The sequence below is a fragment of the Maricaulis sp. B-26 genome (assembly GCF_056857855.1).
The window spans coordinates 105,832-123,274 of sequence record NZ_JBSXNX010000018.1 but is presented as its reverse complement, the minus strand read 5'-3'; the positions used below and the strand labels follow the sequence as shown (position 1 = coordinate 123,274).

General features: G+C 63.9%; 15 protein-coding genes. 5 read left to right on the top strand and 10 right to left on the bottom strand.

All coding sequences use genetic code 11. From position 1 onward, the window contains the following. Positions 1-81: 81 nt before the first annotated feature. The 6 genes from mutL to AC13HB_RS05575 all read right to left on the bottom strand — a co-directional run bounded on the left by mutL (position 82) and on the right by AC13HB_RS05575 (position 7,826). A complete protein-coding gene (gene mutL, locus AC13HB_RS05600) occupies positions 82-1,995 on the bottom strand; it encodes a DNA mismatch repair endonuclease MutL (protein ID WP_482948750.1) in 1,914 nt (637 codons plus the stop codon). A gap of 56 nt (positions 1,996-2,051) precedes the next feature. Beyond that, positions 2,052-2,594 carry a DUF3035 domain-containing protein gene (locus AC13HB_RS05595; RefSeq protein ID WP_482948749.1) on the bottom strand — a complete coding sequence of 181 codons (543 nt, stop codon included), beginning with the start codon at positions 2,592-2,594 and terminating at the stop codon, positions 2,052-2,054. A 76-nt stretch (positions 2,595-2,670) separates the two neighbouring features. Beyond that, positions 2,671-3,282, bottom strand: a complete 612-nt coding sequence (gene lspA / locus AC13HB_RS05590) for a signal peptidase II (protein ID WP_482948748.1) — start codon at positions 3,280-3,282, stop codon at positions 2,671-2,673. After that, positions 3,275-6,244 (bottom strand): isoleucine--tRNA ligase, encoded by a 2,970-nt coding sequence (gene ileS, locus AC13HB_RS05585; protein ID WP_482948747.1) that lies wholly within the window; start codon positions 6,242-6,244, stop codon positions 3,275-3,277. Before ileS ends, lspA begins: the two co-directional genes overlap by 8 nt. Positions 6,245-6,425: 181 nt before the next feature. Continuing rightward, positions 6,426-7,373 carry a bifunctional riboflavin kinase/FAD synthetase gene (locus AC13HB_RS05580; protein ID WP_482948746.1) on the bottom strand — a complete coding sequence of 316 codons (948 nt, stop codon included), beginning with the start codon at positions 7,371-7,373 and terminating at the stop codon, positions 6,426-6,428. A 6-nt stretch (positions 7,374-7,379) separates the two neighbouring features. Further along, positions 7,380-7,826 carry a MaoC family dehydratase gene (locus tag AC13HB_RS05575; RefSeq protein WP_482948745.1) on the bottom strand — a complete coding sequence of 149 codons (447 nt, stop codon included), beginning with the start codon at positions 7,824-7,826 and terminating at the stop codon, positions 7,380-7,382. A gap of 121 nt (positions 7,827-7,947) precedes the next feature. On the opposite strand from AC13HB_RS05575, the gene AC13HB_RS05570 reads away from it, so the two are divergent. Both AC13HB_RS05570 and AC13HB_RS05565 read left to right on the top strand, forming a co-directional pair. Further along, positions 7,948-8,334, top strand: coding sequence for a response regulator (locus AC13HB_RS05570; protein ID WP_482948744.1), 387 nt, complete (start codon positions 7,948-7,950; stop codon positions 8,332-8,334). A gap of 51 nt (positions 8,335-8,385) precedes the next feature. Then, the gene (locus AC13HB_RS05565; RefSeq protein WP_482948743.1) at positions 8,386-9,084 is read left to right on the top strand and encodes a protein phosphatase CheZ; all 699 of its coding nucleotides are present in this window, start codon (positions 8,386-8,388) and stop codon (positions 9,082-9,084) included. Here the strand turns inward: AC13HB_RS05565 and AC13HB_RS05560 are convergent. The 3 genes from AC13HB_RS05560 to AC13HB_RS05550 all read right to left on the bottom strand — a co-directional run bounded on the left by AC13HB_RS05560 (position 9,081) and on the right by AC13HB_RS05550 (position 13,149). Then, positions 9,081-9,935 (bottom strand): TIGR01459 family HAD-type hydrolase, encoded by an 855-nt coding sequence (locus AC13HB_RS05560; protein WP_482948742.1) that lies wholly within the window; start codon positions 9,933-9,935, stop codon positions 9,081-9,083. The genes AC13HB_RS05565 and AC13HB_RS05560 overlap by 4 nt on opposite strands. A gap of 45 nt (positions 9,936-9,980) precedes the next feature. Beyond that, a complete protein-coding gene (locus AC13HB_RS05555) occupies positions 9,981-11,189 on the bottom strand; it encodes an EAL domain-containing protein (protein WP_482948741.1) in 1,209 nt (402 codons plus the stop codon). A 496-nt stretch (positions 11,190-11,685) separates the two neighbouring features. Continuing rightward, complete coding sequence (locus AC13HB_RS05550; protein ID WP_482948740.1) at positions 11,686-13,149, bottom strand: serine hydrolase domain-containing protein; 1,464 nt, start codon at positions 13,147-13,149, stop codon at positions 11,686-11,688. A gap of 164 nt (positions 13,150-13,313) precedes the next feature. Here AC13HB_RS05550 and AC13HB_RS05545 point away from each other — a divergent pair, with 164 nt between their 5' ends. Then, positions 13,314-13,745: a MarR family winged helix-turn-helix transcriptional regulator gene (locus tag AC13HB_RS05545; protein ID WP_482948739.1), complete on the top strand. Its 432-nt coding sequence runs from the start codon at positions 13,314-13,316 to the stop codon at positions 13,743-13,745. A gap of 607 nt (positions 13,746-14,352) precedes the next feature. Here the strand turns inward: AC13HB_RS05545 and AC13HB_RS05540 are convergent. Next, positions 14,353-15,018 (bottom strand): YiaD family glycine zipper/OmpA-like lipoprotein, encoded by a 666-nt coding sequence (locus AC13HB_RS05540; protein WP_482948738.1) that lies wholly within the window; start codon positions 15,016-15,018, stop codon positions 14,353-14,355. 311 nt (positions 15,019-15,329) lie between these two features. On the opposite strand from AC13HB_RS05540, the gene groES reads away from it, so the two are divergent. Continuing rightward, complete coding sequence (groES, locus tag AC13HB_RS05535) at positions 15,330-15,620, top strand: co-chaperone GroES (RefSeq protein ID WP_482948737.1); 291 nt, start codon at positions 15,330-15,332, stop codon at positions 15,618-15,620. A 49-nt stretch (positions 15,621-15,669) separates the two neighbouring features. After that, complete coding sequence (gene groL, locus AC13HB_RS05530) at positions 15,670-17,313, top strand: chaperonin GroEL (protein WP_482948736.1); 1,644 nt, start codon at positions 15,670-15,672, stop codon at positions 17,311-17,313. The last annotated feature ends 130 nt before the right edge of the window (positions 17,314-17,443 follow it).

The following is a 17,443-nucleotide window of genomic DNA, read 5'->3' as shown; positions in this document are numbered from 1 at the left end:
TCCCAATGCGGCCTCTTCCCGTCAGCAGTCGCCTAGCTCGGTTCTACCCGGGACACGTACCGAAGGTACATGTCCCTATCTTCACCGCCGCCCGAACAGGCGCTCGATATCGCTCAGCTTCAGCTCGACATAGGTCGGCCGGCCGTGATTGCACTGGCCCGAGTGGGGCGTGGCTTCCATTTCGCGCAGGAGAGCGTTCATCTCTTCGCCGGTGAGGCGGCGGCCGGAGCGGACGGAGCCGTGGCAGGCCATGGTGCCGACCACGTCTTCCAGCTTTTCCTTCAGCGAGAGCGCCTGGTCGTATTCGGCGAGATCGTCGGCGAGGTCGCGGATCAGACCCTGCACGTCCAGCTTTTTCAGGAGGGAGGGCGTTTCGCGCACGGCGATGGCACCCTGGCCGAAGGCCTCGATAACAAGGCCGAGCTCTTCCAGCTCTTCGCTGCGCTCGAGCAGGCGGCGCGCCTCGGCCTCGTCGAGATCGACGATTTCCGGCACGAGGAGCTGCTGACGCTGCACGCCGGTCTCGGCGATCATCGTCTTCATGCGCTCATAGACGAGGCGCTCATGAGCGGCGTGCTGGTCGACGATGACGATGCCGTCCTGCGTCTGGGCGACGACATAGGTCTCGTGCAATTGCGCGCGGGCGACGCCGAGCGGCCAGTCCGGCGGCGGAGCGGCCGGCGCGTCGGATTGAGGCGGCATGCCCTCCTGCGGCGCTTCCCCGAAACCCGGCTGGCCGAAAGACCGATCCGGCTCGACGCGCGCCGACATACCCGGGTCGAAAACGCGGTCCTGGACCGGTTCGGCAGGACGGCCCCAGCCGGCCACATGATGGGCAGCGGATTGATAGGGCCGGGCCGGCGGCGCCTGATAGCTGCCGCCATAATCGCCACCCTGCCCTTCAGGCCGGGCGCGTCCGAGGGCGAAGCCGGAGACGGTGGTCGAGGCGCGGTGACCGGCGGCGGCCAGGGCATGGCGCAATGAGCCGACGATCAGGCCGCGCACCAGACCGGCATCGCGGAAGCGCACTTCCGCCTTGGCCGGGTGGACGTTGACGTCCACCTGGTCCGTCGGCAGGTCGACATTGAGCGCCACGACCGGGTGACGGTCGCGCGCCAGAAAGTCCTGATAGGCCCCGCGCACGGCGCCGCCGAGGAGCTTGTCGCGGACCGGCCGGCCATTGACGAAAAGATATTGATGCTGGGCCGAGCCGCGCGAGAAGGTCGGCAGGCTGGCAAATCCGGTGACGCGGATGCCTTCGCGCTCCTGATCGACTTCCAGCGCATTATCGCCGAAATCCGTGCCCAGCATCGCGGCCATCCGGGCCTTGCGGGCTTCGCTGCCTTCGCCCCGTTCGGCAGCGACGGAGAAACGCTTGCGGCCGTCCAGGGTCAGGAAGAAACCGACATCCGGGCGCGACATGGCCAGCCGCTTCACGACATCGGTGATGCCGGTGTTTTCCGAACGCTCGGATTTGAGGAATTTCAGGCGGGCCGGCGTGGCGTAGAAGAGATCCCGCACCTCGATCCGCGTGCCCGGACGTCCCAGCGGGGCTGCCGGCGCGGTGCCGCGCGTCTGGCCGCCCTCGACCAGAATGGCATAGGCATCGCCCGCGCCTTTCGCCTGGCTGGTGATGGAAAGACGGGCGATCGAGCCGATCGAGGGCAGCGCCTCGCCGCGAAAGCCCATGGTCGCGATATTGAGAAGATCGTCCTGCCCGTTCTCGGCAACCGGCAGTTTCGAGGTGGCGTGGCGTTCGATGCAGAGCGCCAGCTCGTCCTCGCTCATGCCCTTGCCGTCATCCTCGACGACGAGACGGACGAGACCGCCGCCTTCCGCCGAAATGTCGATCCGCCTCGCCCCCGCATCGAGCGCATTCTCGGCCAGTTCCTTGATGACGGAGGCCGGACGCTCGACCACTTCACCCGCGGCGATGCGGTTGACGGTCTCCGGAGGCAGTCGCCGGATAACGGGCTGGCTGAGGGTCAAAGACATAGGGCCAGCCTCCTGGCTGGCCCTGAGTCGGTCAAGTGCGACGTGCCGAACCGGGGCTAGAGACCCGGCAGTTTCGGCAGCAGGCGGCGATCGCGTTCGATCTCGACCTGGCCACCGCCGGTCACGTTGTGGATGCGCTCCTGACGATCGGCTTCTTCCTCGGCGTCCAGCGGGGTCGCATCGACCGGCGGCTGGTACTCGCCGTCGCGCCAGAACAGGATCTGGTCGGCAAAGCCGCGCGACTTGCGCACCACGCCGGCGGTCTCGCCGTCGATGATGGAGCGGATGAAGGGATCGGCCGAACCGCCGCCGGCCTGGGCGACCAGAAGGGCTTCGGCGTCCGAGCCTTCGAACTGGCTGGTCGAACCGAGCAGCGCGGCACGCGCCTGCTGGTCCGGATAGATTTCGTCCGGACGGGGTTCACCCGGGCGCGGCGGCCGCAGGTTATACTCCGGCGGAACCGTCAGCGGCGCGATGGTCACGGTGCGGAACTCGTCCGGCGTGACTTTTTGCGCGCCGAAGCCGCGCTCGATGCTGGAGCACCCGGCAAGGGCGATGGAAGCCGCTGAGGCGGCCAGAAATGCGGTACGCATACGCATGGTGGCGAAGCTCCGTTAAGTCCGTGGCCAAGTTGTAGCGAAGAGCGGCGCTCAGCTCCACCCCGCTTACCAGCCTTTATTTCTTCCGCAGCGCCGATTTCGGCGGATGACGGTCGTTGAGCACAATATCCAACAGGATGGCCGCGACGCCAAGATTGATTCCGACATCGGCCACATTGAACACATAGGGGAACCAGACGTCGGAGAAGTTCAGGAAGTCGACCACGGCACCGAACAGGCTCCGGTCGATGGCATTGCCGACTGCCCCGCCGATGATCATGCCGAAGGCGACACCCTGCAGCCGGCGCTCGGCCTTCAGCGGACCCCGGCCAAAGAGTCCTGCCACCAGAGCCGCGGCAACAAGCAGGGAAAAGGCGACCAGGACGAAGCGCCCCAGCGGACCGTCCGCCCCGAACAGGCCGAAACTCACCCCCTTGTTCCACACCATGGTGAGGTCGAAGACCGGGGTGAGCTCGATATGCCCGCAGGTATTCACCATGCCGAGCCGCTCGGCCGCGTCGGCGCGCTGGTAATCCAGGCATCCCGGCGGGGAGAAGTTCAGCACATTGAGCACGAGCCATTTGGTGATCTGGTCGAGCACCAGGATGGCGCCGGCCAGAATCAGGCCCGTCCGGGCGGCCGGCGACGCCGCAAAGCGCCGCCGGATGTCACCCAGAAGATCAGCCATTCACGCTGTCCCAGTAGGCCACCGCATCCGCATCGCGCGGCGTGAGGTCCGGATAGCGCGGATCGGCGCCGATCTCGGTGGAGTATTTCCACGAGCGGGCGCACTTCTGCCCCTCCGCCTTGCCCGGCACCACGGCGACATCCGCCACGTCCTCGATATGGAAGACGTCCGTCTCGGACTTGCCGTCGACCAGATAGGCCTGGCTGGTGATGGCGATCTCGGCGAGGAACTCGTCCACATCGCCGCCGGCTTCCGCCTCCATGGCCCGGCGATAGGCCGGATCGGTGATGAAGACGCGCGGCGCCGCCTCGAGGCTCGAGCCGATGCGCTTTTCGCGCCGCTCGACTTCCAGTGCACCGGTCACCACGCGGCGAAGCCGGCGGATGACCTGCCAGTTCTCCGCCAGGGCGCCGTCATGCCAGTCAGACGGCGTCTTCGGGAAGGTGCGCAAATGCACACTGTCGTCCTCGGACGGGAAGCGCGACAGCCAGGCCTCTTCCATGGTGAAGGGCATGATCGGCGCCAGCCAGGCCGTCAGGCGCATGAAGATCTCGTGCATCACCGTACGGGCCGCGCGGCGGCGGTCCGAGTCGGGCCGGTCGCAATAGAGGCTGTCCTTGCGGACATCGAGATAGAAGGCCGACAGGTCGACCACGCAGAAATTGAACAGCGCCGAATAGACCCGCTTGAAATCGTAGGCCTCATAGCCCTTGCGGACGACGGCATCGAGTTCGTGCAGGCGGTGCAGCACCCAGCGCTCGAGCGACGGCATGCGGTCCACCGGCAGCGCTTCGCGCGCCTCGAAACCGTCCAGCGCGCCGAGCAGGTAGCGCACCGTATTGCGCATCTTGCGATAGGCATCGACGCTGGTCTGGAGGATTTCCTCCGAGATGCGAAGATCGTCCGTGAAGTCCTGGGCGGAGACCCAGAGGCGCATGATCTCGATGCCGTACTTCTTGGCGATCTCGTTGGGGGCCAGCGTATTGCCCAGCGATTTGGACATTTTCCGCCCGTCGCCGGCCATGACGAAGCCGTGCGTCAGCACCCCGTCATAGGGCGCTCGGCCGCGCGTGCCGCAGCTTTCCAGCAAGGAGGACTGGAACCAGCCGCGGTGCTGGTCGGAGCCTTCCAGATAGAGATCGGCCGGCCATTTCTGATCGGCACGCTCTTCCAGCGAGAAGGCGTGGGTCGATCCGCTGTCGAACCAGACGTCGAGAATGTCGGTGACCTTTTCCCAGTCGTCGGCGGAATACTCGCTGCCGAGGAAGTCCGCGGCATCGCGCTCGAACCAGGCATCGGCGCCGTCTTCGGCGACGGCCTTGATGATGCGCTCATTGACCCTGGGGTCGTTGAGAACGCGGCCCGTGCCCTTCTCTGTGAACATGGTCAGCGGCACGCCCCAGGCGCGCTGGCGCGAGACCAGCCAGTCCGGGCGCTGCTCGACCATGGAGCGGATACGGTTCTCGGACTGTTTCGGCGTCCACTCGGTTTCCGAGATTGCCTGCAAGGCCTTCTCGCGCAGCGTTCCGCCCGACTTCATCGGCCGGTCGATGGCGACGAACCATTGCGGCGTGTTGCGGAAGATGACCGGGGCCTTGGACCGCCAGGAGTGCGGATAGGAGTGCTCCAGCCGCCCGCGGGCGATCAGCTTGCCGCACTCGACCAGCCTGTCCATCACGGCCTTGTTGGCCGGGCCGTCCTGGCCCTGCTTCTTGCCGTCCAGACGCAGGATGTGCAGCCCGGCGAAAACCGGGATGTGATCGAAATAGGCGCCGTCCCGTCCGACCATTTGCGGCACCGGCTGATCGCGGTCATGCCATTCTGGATATTCCATCCAGGCGGCATAGTCCTCGGCACCATGGCTGGGTGCGGTATGCACGAAGCCCGTACCCGCCTCGTCGGTGACGTGGTCGCCGGCCAGAAGCGGCACGGGATAGTCCCAGAACTTGTCCAGCTCCGCGAAGGGGTGGGAACAGACGAAACCAGTCGGGTCGACGGTCTGGAGGCGGTCGGCGGACGCGATCTTCGCCGCCTTGGCCGTCTCGTCCCACAAGGCATCGGCCACGACGAGCGTGTCGCCGGGCATGACCCAGGGTTCGAAGTCCGTCTCCTCGACCGCTATGACCTTGTAGAGGCCGTAGGAAATCTCCGGCGAATAGCAGATCGCGCGATTGCCCGGGATGGTCCAGGGCGTAGTCGTCCAGATCACGACCTGGGCCCCGACGCAGCTTTCCGGAATGGCGCTGCCATCCTTGCGCAGCCCGCGGATCGGGAAGCGGACATGGATGGTGGTGGACACCTTGTCCTGGTATTCGACCTCGGCTTCGGCGAGGGCGGTCTGTTCGACCGGCGACCACATGACCGGCGCCGATCCGCAATAGACCAGGCCCTGCTCCACGAATTTCAGGAATTCGCGCACGATGGCGGCTTCCGCGTCGTAGGACATGGTCAGATAGGGATCGTCCCACTCGCCCATGACGCCGAGACGCTGGAATTCCGTGCTCTGCACGCCCACCCATTCGGCGGCGTAATTGCGGCACTCGGTGCGGAATTCCTTCTTGGCGATATCGTCCTTGTTGCGCCCCTTGGCACGGAAATTCTGTTCGACCTTCCACTCGATCGGCAGGCCGTGGCAATCCCAGCCCGGACGGTAGGGTGCGTCGAAACCCAGCATCTGATGGGAGCGGACGACGATATCCTTGAGAATCTTGTTCTGGCCAGTGCCGATATGGATGTGCCCGTTGGCGTAGGGCGGGCCGTCATGCAGCACCCAGCGCTCGCGTCCCTTGGACTGTTCGCGGAGCTGTTTGTAGAGGTCCAGCCTGGCCCAGCGCTCGAGCCATTCAGGCTCGCGCTTGGGCAGGCCGGCGCGCATCGGGAAGTCGGTCGTCGGAAGAAAGAGGGTCTGGCGATAGTCGCGCGAGCCGGTCTCGGTACCGGTCTTGGCAGGCGTGTCCGTCATCGGATCGGGTCCTTGCGGTCTGGGTCGTCGAAAAGTTCAAGGCAGGACATGTCCCGGAACCGCCTGGATGATTATCCCTGGCGGCCCGGGCCGGTAATTCGCACCGGACGATGCGCGGAAATCAAGGCCGCGTGGCGTATGAACTCGTGGGAACGGACCATGTACAGGCGTGTATCAGAGGCTATGAGTCCGGTCCAGAGAGGCGGCTCAGCACGCGGCGCGCGGTCTCCGCATCGGCATCGATCTGCGCCTTGAGGGCGTCGAGCCCGTCGAACTTTCGCTCCGGCCGGAGGTGATCATGGAAGGCGACTTCCATTTCGCGGCCATAGAGATCGCCCTCGAAATCGAACAGGTGAACCTCGAGCAGCTCGGTCTCGCCGTCGACGGTCGGACGCTTGCCGAAATTGGCGACACCCGGTCGTGCCGGGGCCTCCCCGTCCAGACCGACCATAACCGCATAAACGCCGTAGGGCGGGCGGGCATAATCGCCCAGGGTCAGATTGGCGGTCGGAAACCCGATCGTGCGCCCGCGCCGGGCTCCGTGCCCGACCGGCCCCTCGACCGACCAGGGCGCGCCGAGGAGCTCCGCAGCGGCCCCCATATCGCCATCATGGATGGCCTTGCGAATGCGCGTCGAGGATACCTTGTCCGCCCCGTTCCCCTGCAGCTCGGCAAAGCGCGTGGCAATGCCGCGCTCGGCGCACAGGCGCTCCAGGTCGCCGGTCGAACCGGCGCGTCCATTGCCGAAGCGGAAATCCGCACCGGTCACCACGCCGCGCACGCCAAGCCCGCGGTCGAGAACGTCGGCCACGAATTCCTCCGGCGTCATGCGCGAGAGCGTGGCATCGAAAGGAATGACATGAAGCTGCGACACGCCGAGCGCTTCCAGCGTGGCGTTGCGGCGGCGCGCGCTCATCAGACGGAAGGCCGGGGCTCCGGGCGCGAAGAAGCGACGCGGATGCGGATCGAAAAGCGCCACGCCGAGCGGCGCACCGACCTCCTCCGCCAGCGCGCCGGCAAGGCCCACCACATGGCGGTGCCCCGCATGGACACCGTCGAAATTGCCCAGCGCGATCACGGCGCCACGCGCCGTGTCGGGAATGCCGTTGTAACCGCGCAGGATCTGCATGCCGGATCAGCCGTCCGTCGACTTGCGGCGGCGCTTGCGGACCATGACTTCGGCTTCCGCCTCCATCGCTACCTCGCCGCCGATCGTGCAGAGGCAGTCCATGATCGCCTTGCGCGATTTCAGATCGACCGATTTCACGGTCACGCGGGTCGTGACCTCGTCACCGATGCGGGTCGGGCGGAAGAAGCGCAGATTGAGACCGAGAAAGATCGCGCCCGGTCCCGGAAGCTGATTGCCCAGCACGCCGGAAATGAAGGAGGCGACGAGCGCGCCATGGGCGATACGGCCCCGAAAGGGGGTCGCCCGGGCGAAATCCTCGTCCATATGGACGGGGTTATAGTCCCCGGAAACCTTGGCAAACAGCTCCAGGTCTTCTTCCGTTACGACCCTAACCGCTTCCGCGGATTGGCCAATTTCCAGATCATCAATAGCGATGGCGCGCACTTCCGACATGAGCGACTCCTTCCTTGTATGCGCTTTAACCGATTTTTATCCGCGAATGTCTAGGGTCCTCACTGAAGACAGCGAAACAAGCTGTCCTTGTGTAAACGCGCCGAGTGGATGGAGACTACGCATGGCTGTCGAAATGACTATGCCGATCCTGGTTGTGGACGATTACAAGACCATGATCCGCATCATTCGCAACCTGCTCAAGCAGATTGGCTTCGAAAACGTGGATGAAGCTGCCGACGGGCAGGAAGCCTACGCGAAAATGCAAGAGAACAAGTATGGTCTGGTCATCTCTGACTGGAACATGGAGCCGATGACGGGCTACGAACTTCTTCAGAAGGTTCGCGGCGATGAAAGCATGAAGGGCACACCCTTCATCATGGTCACGGCCGAATCCAAGACCGAAAACGTGGTCGCCGCGAAAAAAGCCGGTGTAAACAATTACATCGTGAAGCCCTTCAACGCCGGCACGCTAAAATCGAAGATGGCGGCTGTTCTCGGCGACTTCTAGGTCCCGAACCGCTCACTTCGTTTTTTGAGTTTTGGAAGGAAGGAGGGCCCCATGCCCGCCGCCAATGTTGCCGCGCAGGTTCGCAGCTCCCTCGCCCACCTCAAGGCGAGCGATCTGGAAGATGCGCAGATCATGGAAGTCCTGAAGCTGGCGCACCAGCTGACCGACACGATGAAGCTGTTCTTCAGCTCTCTCGATCAGTCGATCTGTCAGGAATTCAACTATATCGCGGACTACATCTCGAAGACCCGCGACGAGATCGCCGCCCTGCGGCCGAACGACATCAAGACGGAACGTATTCCCTCTGCCGGTGCCGAGCTCGAAGCCGTGGTCGGTGATACCGAACGCGCGACCGAGACCATCATGAGCGAAGCGGAAGCGGTTCTGTGCGAGGAAGCCACGGACTATGACGAGTACCGGGCCAATATCGAGGCGCGGATGATGACCATCATCGAGGCGTGCAGCTTCCAGGACCTGTCCGGACAGCGCGTGTCGAAAGTGGTGAACAGCCTGCGTCACGTCGAAAGCCGCGTTGCCCGCTTCGCCGAAGTGATGGGCGTGCGCGATGCCGACACGTTCGAGACCGAGGAGGAGAAGGCCGAGCGCGAACGCGCCGAGAAGAACCTTCTCAATGGTCCTGCGATCGGCGGTCCGGAGACCAGTCAGGACGATATCGATGCCCTGTTCGCCGAAGGCGGCGAAGAGGCGTCCGATCTCGACCAGTCCTCGATCGACTCGCTGTTCGACTAGCGGTCGGACCAGACCAGTTTCGCCGCATACCAGCGGGCCGAAACACCGTATTGCACAAGGGCACGGGCGACAGCTTCGGAATCGGGGCTGTCGCCCTCCATGTGTCCGAACAGGATTCCGCCTGCCACGAAAAAGGCATCGACGCCGATGCGATTGGCCCCGGCCAGATCCGTCTCCGGGCCGTCGCCGATCGCCAGGATCCGCTTCGTCTCCGGAACATGACCGGCATGTTCGAGCGCCACGCGCGCCAGGTCGTAGATCGGCCTGTGGGGTTTGCCTGCGACGACGGATTTCCCGCCCATCGCCTCGTAATGTCGCGCGATCGCGCCGGCGCAGAAGATCAGCCGGTCGCCCGCCTGCACGACGATATCCGGATTGGCGCAGACCAGGTCGAGCCCGCGCGCCTGCGCCTCCCGGAGAACCGCTTCATAGTCTTCGGGGCGGCCATTCCAGTAATCGTCGGGTCCGGTACAGGCGATGAAATCGGCCTGACCGACATCGGTAAACTCGATCTCGAGCCCGTCATAGAGCCCGCCATCCTCTTCCGGTCCGATCCGCAAAGCCCGGCCCGGCGTCCGGGCGAGCAGTTCGGCATGGATCGCATCGCCCGAGGTCACCATCGTGTCCACCGCATCGTCCGGCAGGCCCATCTTCCTCAGCATGGAGGCGAGGCTGGCGCTGCGGCGGGGGGAATTGGAAACCAGGCAGACCGCACCGCCCGACCGGCGGAATTCGCGCAGCGCCTCGACGGCTTCGGGCAAAAGCGCCCGGCCATCGCGAATGACGCCCCATACATCACAGTAGAGGGCGTCGTAACGGTCGCGTAATTGTCCGAGTGTCGCGGCTTTCATCATGCCGCGCTTGAAGCAGGGCCGGCGGCCCGGGTCAATCGGCCATCAGCTGGCCAGACGCACCACATTGCTCTCGGTCGCCGTGTCCAGCACGTCGTCGCGTACCGGGCGCGGCTCGCCGAACAAGTGACCCTGGCCGTAGGCGACGTCCAGTTCCAGCACTTCGACCACGGTGGATTCGTCCTCGACCTTGTCGACGATGAGCTCGATGCCATGGCGGGCGAACAGACCGGCCATGTCCTCGGTGGCGATGGCCCCCGGCTCGTAGCCGGCGATCGGCTCGTAATTCTCGATCGCGTCAAGCAGGCGGCGGCCGCCCAGCTTCGCAAAGCGGACCCCGGCGCGCTCCATCTCGCTCAGATCCAGGTCCACATGATGGATCTGGTCGATGGAGAAGCGGAAGCCGAAATCGGCCATGCGGGCCATGTTGCGGGCCGCGACGGCATCGCGTTCCTCGAAGGCGCGCTGCGAGATCTCGAAGATCAGCGAACCGGCGAGGTCCTTGTTCTCGCGCACGAAGTCGAGGAATTCCGGGAAGAAGGTCTCGTCGGAAAGTGCGTGCAGGGAAATATTGCAGAAAATCCCCACGCGGCGGTCCTGACCGGTCAGGCGGCGTACGATCTGCACGCAGCGGAACAGAAGGAGCTTGTCGACTTCCGGCATCAGGCCGGCCTGCTCGGCAGCGGCGATGAAAGCGGTCGGCGTGAGCACGCGGCCCGTCGTGTCGCGCAGGCGGGTATAGCTCTCGTAATAGGCGATGCGCCGCTGCGGCAGCGTCACGATGGGCTGCAGGTAGAGATCGACGCGATTATTCTTCAGCGCCTCGCGGACCGTATCGATATCCGCATTGATCTGGGACCCCGAGCCGCTGCCCGTGGTGTAGGACGAGGCATCGCCGGCATTGTGGATCATGTCTTCCAGCACGCGCATCTCATGGGCGAGCGCATTGTCGCGCTCGATCGCCTCGGCGCGCAGCTCGTCGGCAATCTGGTCGAGCCGCGCCTGGGCGGCCTCGAATTCCTCGGCCAGCTCCAGATTGGCAGCCTTGAGATTGTGTATCTCCGCCTCGAAATAGCGGCGTTCCTGGCCGCGGGCGGCGGAGAGATGCGCCATGCCGGCGACGACGAAGACGATCGCGCCCATCATCCAGGCGGACAGCGACGGCATCAGACCGAAATACTCGAACCCGATCGCGGCAACGGCGGCGACCATGAGGTAGGTCAGGAGAATGAGAATGTCGGACGCGCGGGGCATGTCGGACCTCGGCTGTGGCGTTTGAGCAAGCAAGCCGGTGCCAGGGACAACCGAATCGCTACGCGGGCTTGAAGGTTAAGCTGTGTCGCACGCGGTTGTCGTTTAGTTAACGAAGGTAAACCAGTTTGAATAAAATTGACGTAACCCGTTGAATCCCAATAGCGCTCATAAAATAAAGCGGGGCGCAGGAATGCGGGTGGTAGTCGTCGGGACGTGCACGTCGACTGCTACTACAACGACTACCACGCGGCGCTCAGACAGCGGTTCGGGCCTGTGGTTTCGCCGGCCCGGGCGGATTTGCGGATGTCAAAGAGCCCGGGGAGTATAGCAAGTGCGCAGCCTCGGAGGATAAGCGGGGATTGCCGCGGGAGAGGCTTCCGGTTTCCCCCTGCCCTCTCCCGTTTCCCGCATCCCCTCGAACACCGTCATGCCCCGGCTTGTCCTGAAGGACTCCCGACCGCATGAGGGATATCGCCGAACGGGCTCCCGTATTTCCCTAAGGAGCGTCCCCGTTGAGCTGGTCGATAAAGGCTTGTGCCTCTGTGCTGTCCGGAACCCGTTCGATATAGGCCCGGTACATGTCCAGCGCTTCGACCTCGCGGCCGGTTACGCGCAGCCCCTGCGCCAGGCTGAAGATTGCGTCATCTGAATCCGGGCTGATCGCCCGATTGAGGCGCAAGAGGTTGAGGCCCGCATCGCTCTGTCCGCGGTGGATGTATTTGAAAGCGGCAAGTTCGATGACGCCTCGTCGCGGTTCGCGGGCCGTTTCATCGCGACGGAACATCGCCAACCCGGCTTCATGGCCCATCGACACGGTTGCTGCGATGAGGTCCTGAGTGAAAGCATAACTACGCGTCTCGTCCGTCGGCCCGACGATGAGTTCATGGGCAAACATCTCGACACCCCAATAGCCGTCGACATCGCCGTTGGTGAGCACGATGAAGGTGGTGTCTTGATCCGGGAAGATCATCAATTCGACGGCAACGCCGTAATGCCCACCGGAATGGCCCAGAACACGTTGACCATTGAGCGTTTGCTCGATCACCCCATAACCGTAATTGCCGATCGGTGTCTCGCTGCGCCCTTGCAAAAAGACCGCTGTCATTTCAGGGCCCAGCAGGCGGTGATTATTGAGCGCCACGACGAAACGGTGCAGGTCGGCGAGGGTCGACATGGCGCCGCCCGCGGCACTCCCGCGTTGCTCCCAGCGTTCGGTGCAATCCTCCCATTCGCCCGGATGTTCGAGCGACCTCATATAGCCGATCGCTCGATCGGGGACAGTCTCGTCAAGCCGCGGAAAGCCGGTGTCGTTCATCCGGGCCCTGTCGAAGACCGCGCTTCGCACGTGATCGTAATAGCTGCTGCCGGTCACGGCCTCGATGATCAAGCCCAGGACGATGTATCCACCATTCGAATAGGAAAAGGCAGACCCCGGCTCATGCTCGAGGGGAATGTCCGCGAACAAGGAAAGATAGTCGCGATGCGTGTCCGGCCTTTCGCCTTCCAGGGCGTCCAGCCCTTCCCAGTAATTGCCGATCCCCGACGTGTGCATGAGAAGGTGTTCGACCGTTACGCGGGTCGATGCCGTGCGGTTCGGATAGTCGGGCAGATAGTTGCCTATCGTATCCTGGAGTGAAATGGCGCCGGCCTCGACCAGCTGCAGTATGCAGACCGCTGTGAACATCTTGGACAGCGACGCCAGGCTGAATTTGGTCGACGTGGTGTTTGGCTGCCCTGTCCGCCGGTCCGCCAGACCATAGGCTCCCTCGAACTCGATGGTGCCGTTTCGTGCGAGCAGGACGGCTCCGCTGAAATCATCGGCTGTGGCAAGATTGGAAGCGTGAGCCGCCAGAGCGGACGCGCGGGAACGCCCTCCCATGCAGCCGGAGATCGCCAGGGACGAGGCCGTTGCGACACCGAGGGTTAGAGCGTCACGGCGGGATATGAGCGGGATCGACATACGCTGATTTCACTTTCATCTTGGACACAGTCCAATTATTTATGTAACTGATTACGGATATGTCAAGCCACACTGATACCCCTTCAGAAAATCCCGCGATCGATGCCGTGCAGGCGCAAGGTGCGGCCGCCTTGGGCGGCCGATTACGGCGCCTGAGCGATCGCATGGATCGCGACGCCAAGTCTTTATATGACAAGTTCGGTGTCGCCTTCGAACAGCGCTGGTTTCCCGTGTTCAACTGCCTCCTGGACGGGACACCCATGTCGGTTACGGATATCGCCGACCGCCTGCGCGTTTCCCACGTCTCCGTCAGCGTTATCCGCACGGGCCTCGAACAGGCCGGCCTGATCGCCTCGCGTCCCGACGAACACGATGGCCGACGACGCGTGCTGGCTTTGACAGAGAAGGGCGAAGCATTGGCGCAGGAAATGGAACGACTCTTCGATGCCCTCAACAAGGCCGCAACCGAGCTGAACGCGGAAGCCGGCGATGCGATCGCAACGATCGCGAGATTGGAAAAGGCGCTCGACGAAAAACCGCTTTCCACCCGGGTCATGGACCTTCTCGATCGGCCGGAACGCCATGGGGAGAAATAGCACCGGGCAGATCTCGCACCGAGCGGGGGAATTCTGCGGCGAGCGAGCAAAAGGGGCAGACGAATCTAACGCGGACATTCTTCCCGCCTTATGGCGCTCGCCCCCTCGCTCCAATCCCCGCATCCTCCCGACCACCGCCATCCCCCGGCTTGTCCGGGAGATCTCGTCACTCACGCTGACAGGATAGGTGAAGTCCCCCGAATGACCGCTGCGCGCTCACCGAGGGATGACGGGGTGTGTGGAGAGAGGCGAAGGAATAAGGGATACGGAGAGAGAGTGTGTGTGTGAGAAGTTAGGCGCGTCCGCCGCGCCCACTTCCCCATTCATCTCTTGCCGAGATTCCGCCGCACGGGTCCAGCGCCGTCAAGGCGCATGCCCGCTGTGCGACGCCGAAGGCGGCCTTGACGGCGCTGGCCCCGTGCGGCCTGCTGGCTGGCATGAGATGTATGGGTACGTCTGCGCGAGGCGCGAGAGCCCCGGTATGCGCAAGAAACAGGAACAGGTGAGCTTGCCGCGCCAATCCCACCCGTCACAATTCCACCCGCCCCAACCAAAAACGGCCCGCACAAGGCGGGCCGCTTCCAGATTCAGTTTCAGACAGTCCCGGTCAAGCCACGTGCGGGCGGATCAGGATTTCAACGCGGCGGTTCTGCTGGCGGCCATAGGCCGTCGAATTGTCGGCGATCGGCGAGCGTTCGCCCATGCCGGCGATGTAGAAGCGGTCGCGCAGTACGCCCTGGGCGATGAGATAGGAGCCGACCGAAGAGGCGCGCTGCTCGGACAGGCGCTGATTGTAGTCGGCAGCGCCGGTCGAGTCGGCATGACCGATGACGTCGACATAGGTCGCCGGATAGCGGTTCAGCACCACCGAGACATCGTTGAGGATGGCGTAGTACTCGCCCTTGATGCTGGCCGAATTGGTGTCGAAGGTCACATCGCCCGGCATGATCAGGCGAAGATCGTTTCCTTCGCGGCGAACGCCGACGCCGGTATCGCTCAGCGCCTCGCGCATGGCGGCTTCCTGGCGGTCCATGTAATTGCCGATGGCGCCGCCCGCGAGCGCGCCGATACCCGCGCCGATGAGGGCGTTGGTCCGGCCTTCCTCGCTGTCGGACGTATTGGTCATATAGCCCAGCGCGGCACCGGCGGCTGCGCCGATCAGGACGCCGCGGCCGGTATAGTTCGGACGCGTTTCGCCGGTGACCGGATCCGTCGTCGTGCAGGCAACCATGGCCAGGGCCGTCAGGGGAATGACTGCGAAGCGAAGTTTCATGGGTTCTACCTTTTAGCTACCGCTGGTGGTGTATCGAACATCATACTGCCGAATATGACAGTCTTTCCAGATGCCCGATAGCCGGACCCGTATGAACGGCAAATGACCGGCCCTTGCCAGCGGCTTGGCAGCGCCTTGTCGGAACAAGGCTTTCCGCCTTACTGCACCTGGGCCGAAGATTCCCATTTGCCACCTCTTGACGCCCCTGCGGTCACCGCCTATCTGCCCGCTGTTAGCAGTCGGCTGGGGTGAGTGCTAACGCACCCCGGTCGCTGTCGGAACCACAGTCCTCTTGTTGGAGAAAGACAAAGATGACCTTTCGTCCCCTGCACGACCGCGTGCTTGTGAAGCGCGTCGAAGAAGAGTCCACGACCAAGGGCGGGATCATCATCCCGGATACGGCCAAAGAGAAGCCGCAGGAAGGCGAAGTCGTCGCCGTCGGCGGCGGCGCGATCAAGGAAGACGGCTCCGTGCGTCCGCTGGACGTCAAGGCCGGCGACCGCATCCTGTTCGGCAAATGGTCGGGAACCGAAGTCACCCTGAACGGTGAAGAACTCCTGATCATGAAAGAGTCCGACATCCTCGGCGTGATGGGCGCTTAATCAGCCGCCCTCCCCCTGAAACGACACTCTAGAAAACGGATACAGAGACATGTCTGCCAAAGACGTACTTTTCTCCTCCGACGCCCGCGAGCGCATGCTGCGCGGTGTCGACACGCTCGCCAACGCCGTCAAGGTCACGCTGGGTCCGAAGGGCCGCAATGTGGTGATCGAGAAATCCTTCGGCGCTCCGCGCACCACGAAGGACGGCGTTTCGGTCGCCAAGGAAATCGAGCTGACCGACAAGTTCGAGAACATGGGCGCGCAAATGCTGCGCGAAGTCGCCTCCAAGACCAATGACGTCGCCGGCGACGGCACCACGACCGCCACGGTCCTGGCCCAGTCCATCGTCCGCGAAGGCATGAAGTCGGTTGCGGCCGGCATGAACCCGATGGACCTCAAGCGCGGCATCGACAAGGCCGTCGCGGTGGTGGTCGAGGACATCAAGTCCATCTCCACCCCGATCAAGGGTTCGGACGAAGTCGCCCAGGTCGGCACCATCTCCGCCAATGGCGAGAAGGAAATCGGCGACATGATCGCCAAGGCCATGGACAAGGTCGGCAATGAAGGCGTGATCACGGTCGAGGAAGCCAAATCCCTCGAGACCGAGCTCGACGTCGTCGAAGGCATGCAGTTCGATCGCGGCTACCTGTCGCCCTACTTCATCACCGACGCCGACAAGATGCAGGCCGAGCTGGAAGAGCCCTACATCCTGCTCTTCGAGAAGAAGCTCACCTCGCTCCAGCCGATGCTGCCGATCCTCGAATCGGTCGTGCAGTCCGGTCGTCCGCTGCTCATCATCGCGGAAGACGTGGAAGGCGAAGCGCTGGCCACCCTCGTGGTCAACAAGCTGCGGGGCGGCCTGAAGATCGCGGCCGTGAAGGCTCCGGGCTTCGGCGATCGCCGCAAGGCCATGCTGGAAGACATCGCCATCCTGACCGGCGGCCAGGTCATCTCCGAAGACCTCGGCATCAAGCTGGAAACGGTGAGCCTGGACATGCTCGGCTCCGCCAAGCGCGTCACCATCACCAAGGATGACACGACGATCGTCGACGGCATCGGCGGCAAGGAAGAGATCGAGGCGCGCGTGACGCAGATCCGCCGCCAGATCGAGGACACCTCCTCCGAGTACGACCGCGAGAAGCTGCAGGAACGCCTGGCCAAGCTGGCCGGCGGCGTTGCGGTGATCAAGGTCGGCGGTGCCACCGAGATCGAAGTGAAAGAGAAGAAGGACCGCGTTGACGACGCCCTCAACGCCACCCGCGCCGCGGTGGAAGAAGGCATCGTTCCGGGCGGCGGCGTCGCCCTGCTGAAGGCCTCCTCCAAGCTGGCCGGTCTGGAAGGCGACAATCCCGACCAGACCCAGGGCATCGCCATCGTGGCTCGCGCCCTGCAGTCCCCGATCCGTCAGATCGCCACGAATTCGGGCGTCGAAGGTTCGATCGTCGTCGGCAAGGTGCTGGAAAACAGCTCCGCCACCTTCGGCTTCAACGCGCAGACCGAAGAGTATGGCGACATGCTCACCTTCGGCGTGATCGACCCGGCCAAGGTCGTCCGTACGGCTCTGCAGGACGCCGCCTCCGTGGCCTCCCTGCTGATCACAACGGAAGCCGCCGTCGCCGACGTCCCGAAGGACGACAGCGCCCCGGCCATGCCCGACATGGGCGGAATGGGTGGCATGGGCGGCATGATGTAATCATCATGAAGCCGCCCATCATCGAAAGGTGAGCAGACCGGCAAGCCGGTCTGCGGGGGCGGCATGATGTAATCATGCCGGTCACCTGACCGTACAAGCGAAGGCCCGCTCCGATGGAGCGGGCCTTTTC

What these genes read in the sequence shown, in the direction of transcription:
- AC13HB_RS05580 (WP_482948746.1), bottom strand. Translation starts at nt 7,373, where the DNA reads ATGCAGATCCTGCGCGGTTACAACGGCATTCCCGACACGGCGCGTGGC.
- AC13HB_RS05560 (WP_482948742.1), bottom strand. Translation starts at nt 9,935, where the DNA reads ATGAAAGCCGCGACACTCGGACAATTACGCGACCGTTACGACGCCCTC.
- AC13HB_RS05540 (WP_482948738.1), bottom strand. Translation starts at nt 15,018, where the DNA reads ATGAAACTTCGCTTCGCAGTCATTCCCCTGACGGCCCTGGCCATGGTT.
- groES (WP_482948737.1), top strand. Translation starts at nt 15,330, where the DNA reads ATGACCTTTCGTCCCCTGCACGACCGCGTGCTTGTGAAGCGCGTCGAA.
- AC13HB_RS05550 (WP_482948740.1), bottom strand. Translation starts at nt 13,149, where the DNA reads ATGTCGATCCCGCTCATATCCCGCCGTGACGCTCTAACCCTCGGTGTC.
- AC13HB_RS05555 (WP_482948741.1), bottom strand. Translation starts at nt 11,189, where the DNA reads ATGCCCCGCGCGTCCGACATTCTCATTCTCCTGACCTACCTCATGGTC.
- AC13HB_RS05565 (WP_482948743.1), top strand. Translation starts at nt 8,386, where the DNA reads ATGCCCGCCGCCAATGTTGCCGCGCAGGTTCGCAGCTCCCTCGCCCAC.
- AC13HB_RS05575 (WP_482948745.1), bottom strand. Translation starts at nt 7,826, where the DNA reads ATGTCGGAAGTGCGCGCCATCGCTATTGATGATCTGGAAATTGGCCAA.
- AC13HB_RS05545 (WP_482948739.1), top strand. Translation starts at nt 13,314, where the DNA reads ATGGATCGCGACGCCAAGTCTTTATATGACAAGTTCGGTGTCGCCTTC.
- lspA (WP_482948748.1), bottom strand. Translation starts at nt 3,282, where the DNA reads ATGGCTGATCTTCTGGGTGACATCCGGCGGCGCTTTGCGGCGTCGCCG.
- ileS (WP_482948747.1), bottom strand. Translation starts at nt 6,244, where the DNA reads ATGACGGACACGCCTGCCAAGACCGGTACCGAGACCGGCTCGCGCGAC.
- groL (WP_482948736.1), top strand. Translation starts at nt 15,670, where the DNA reads ATGTCTGCCAAAGACGTACTTTTCTCCTCCGACGCCCGCGAGCGCATG.
- AC13HB_RS05570 (WP_482948744.1), top strand. Translation starts at nt 7,948, where the DNA reads ATGGCTGTCGAAATGACTATGCCGATCCTGGTTGTGGACGATTACAAG.
- AC13HB_RS05595 (WP_482948749.1), bottom strand. Translation starts at nt 2,594, where the DNA reads ATGCGTATGCGTACCGCATTTCTGGCCGCCTCAGCGGCTTCCATCGCC.
- mutL (WP_482948750.1), bottom strand. Translation starts at nt 1,995, where the DNA reads ATGTCTTTGACCCTCAGCCAGCCCGTTATCCGGCGACTGCCTCCGGAG.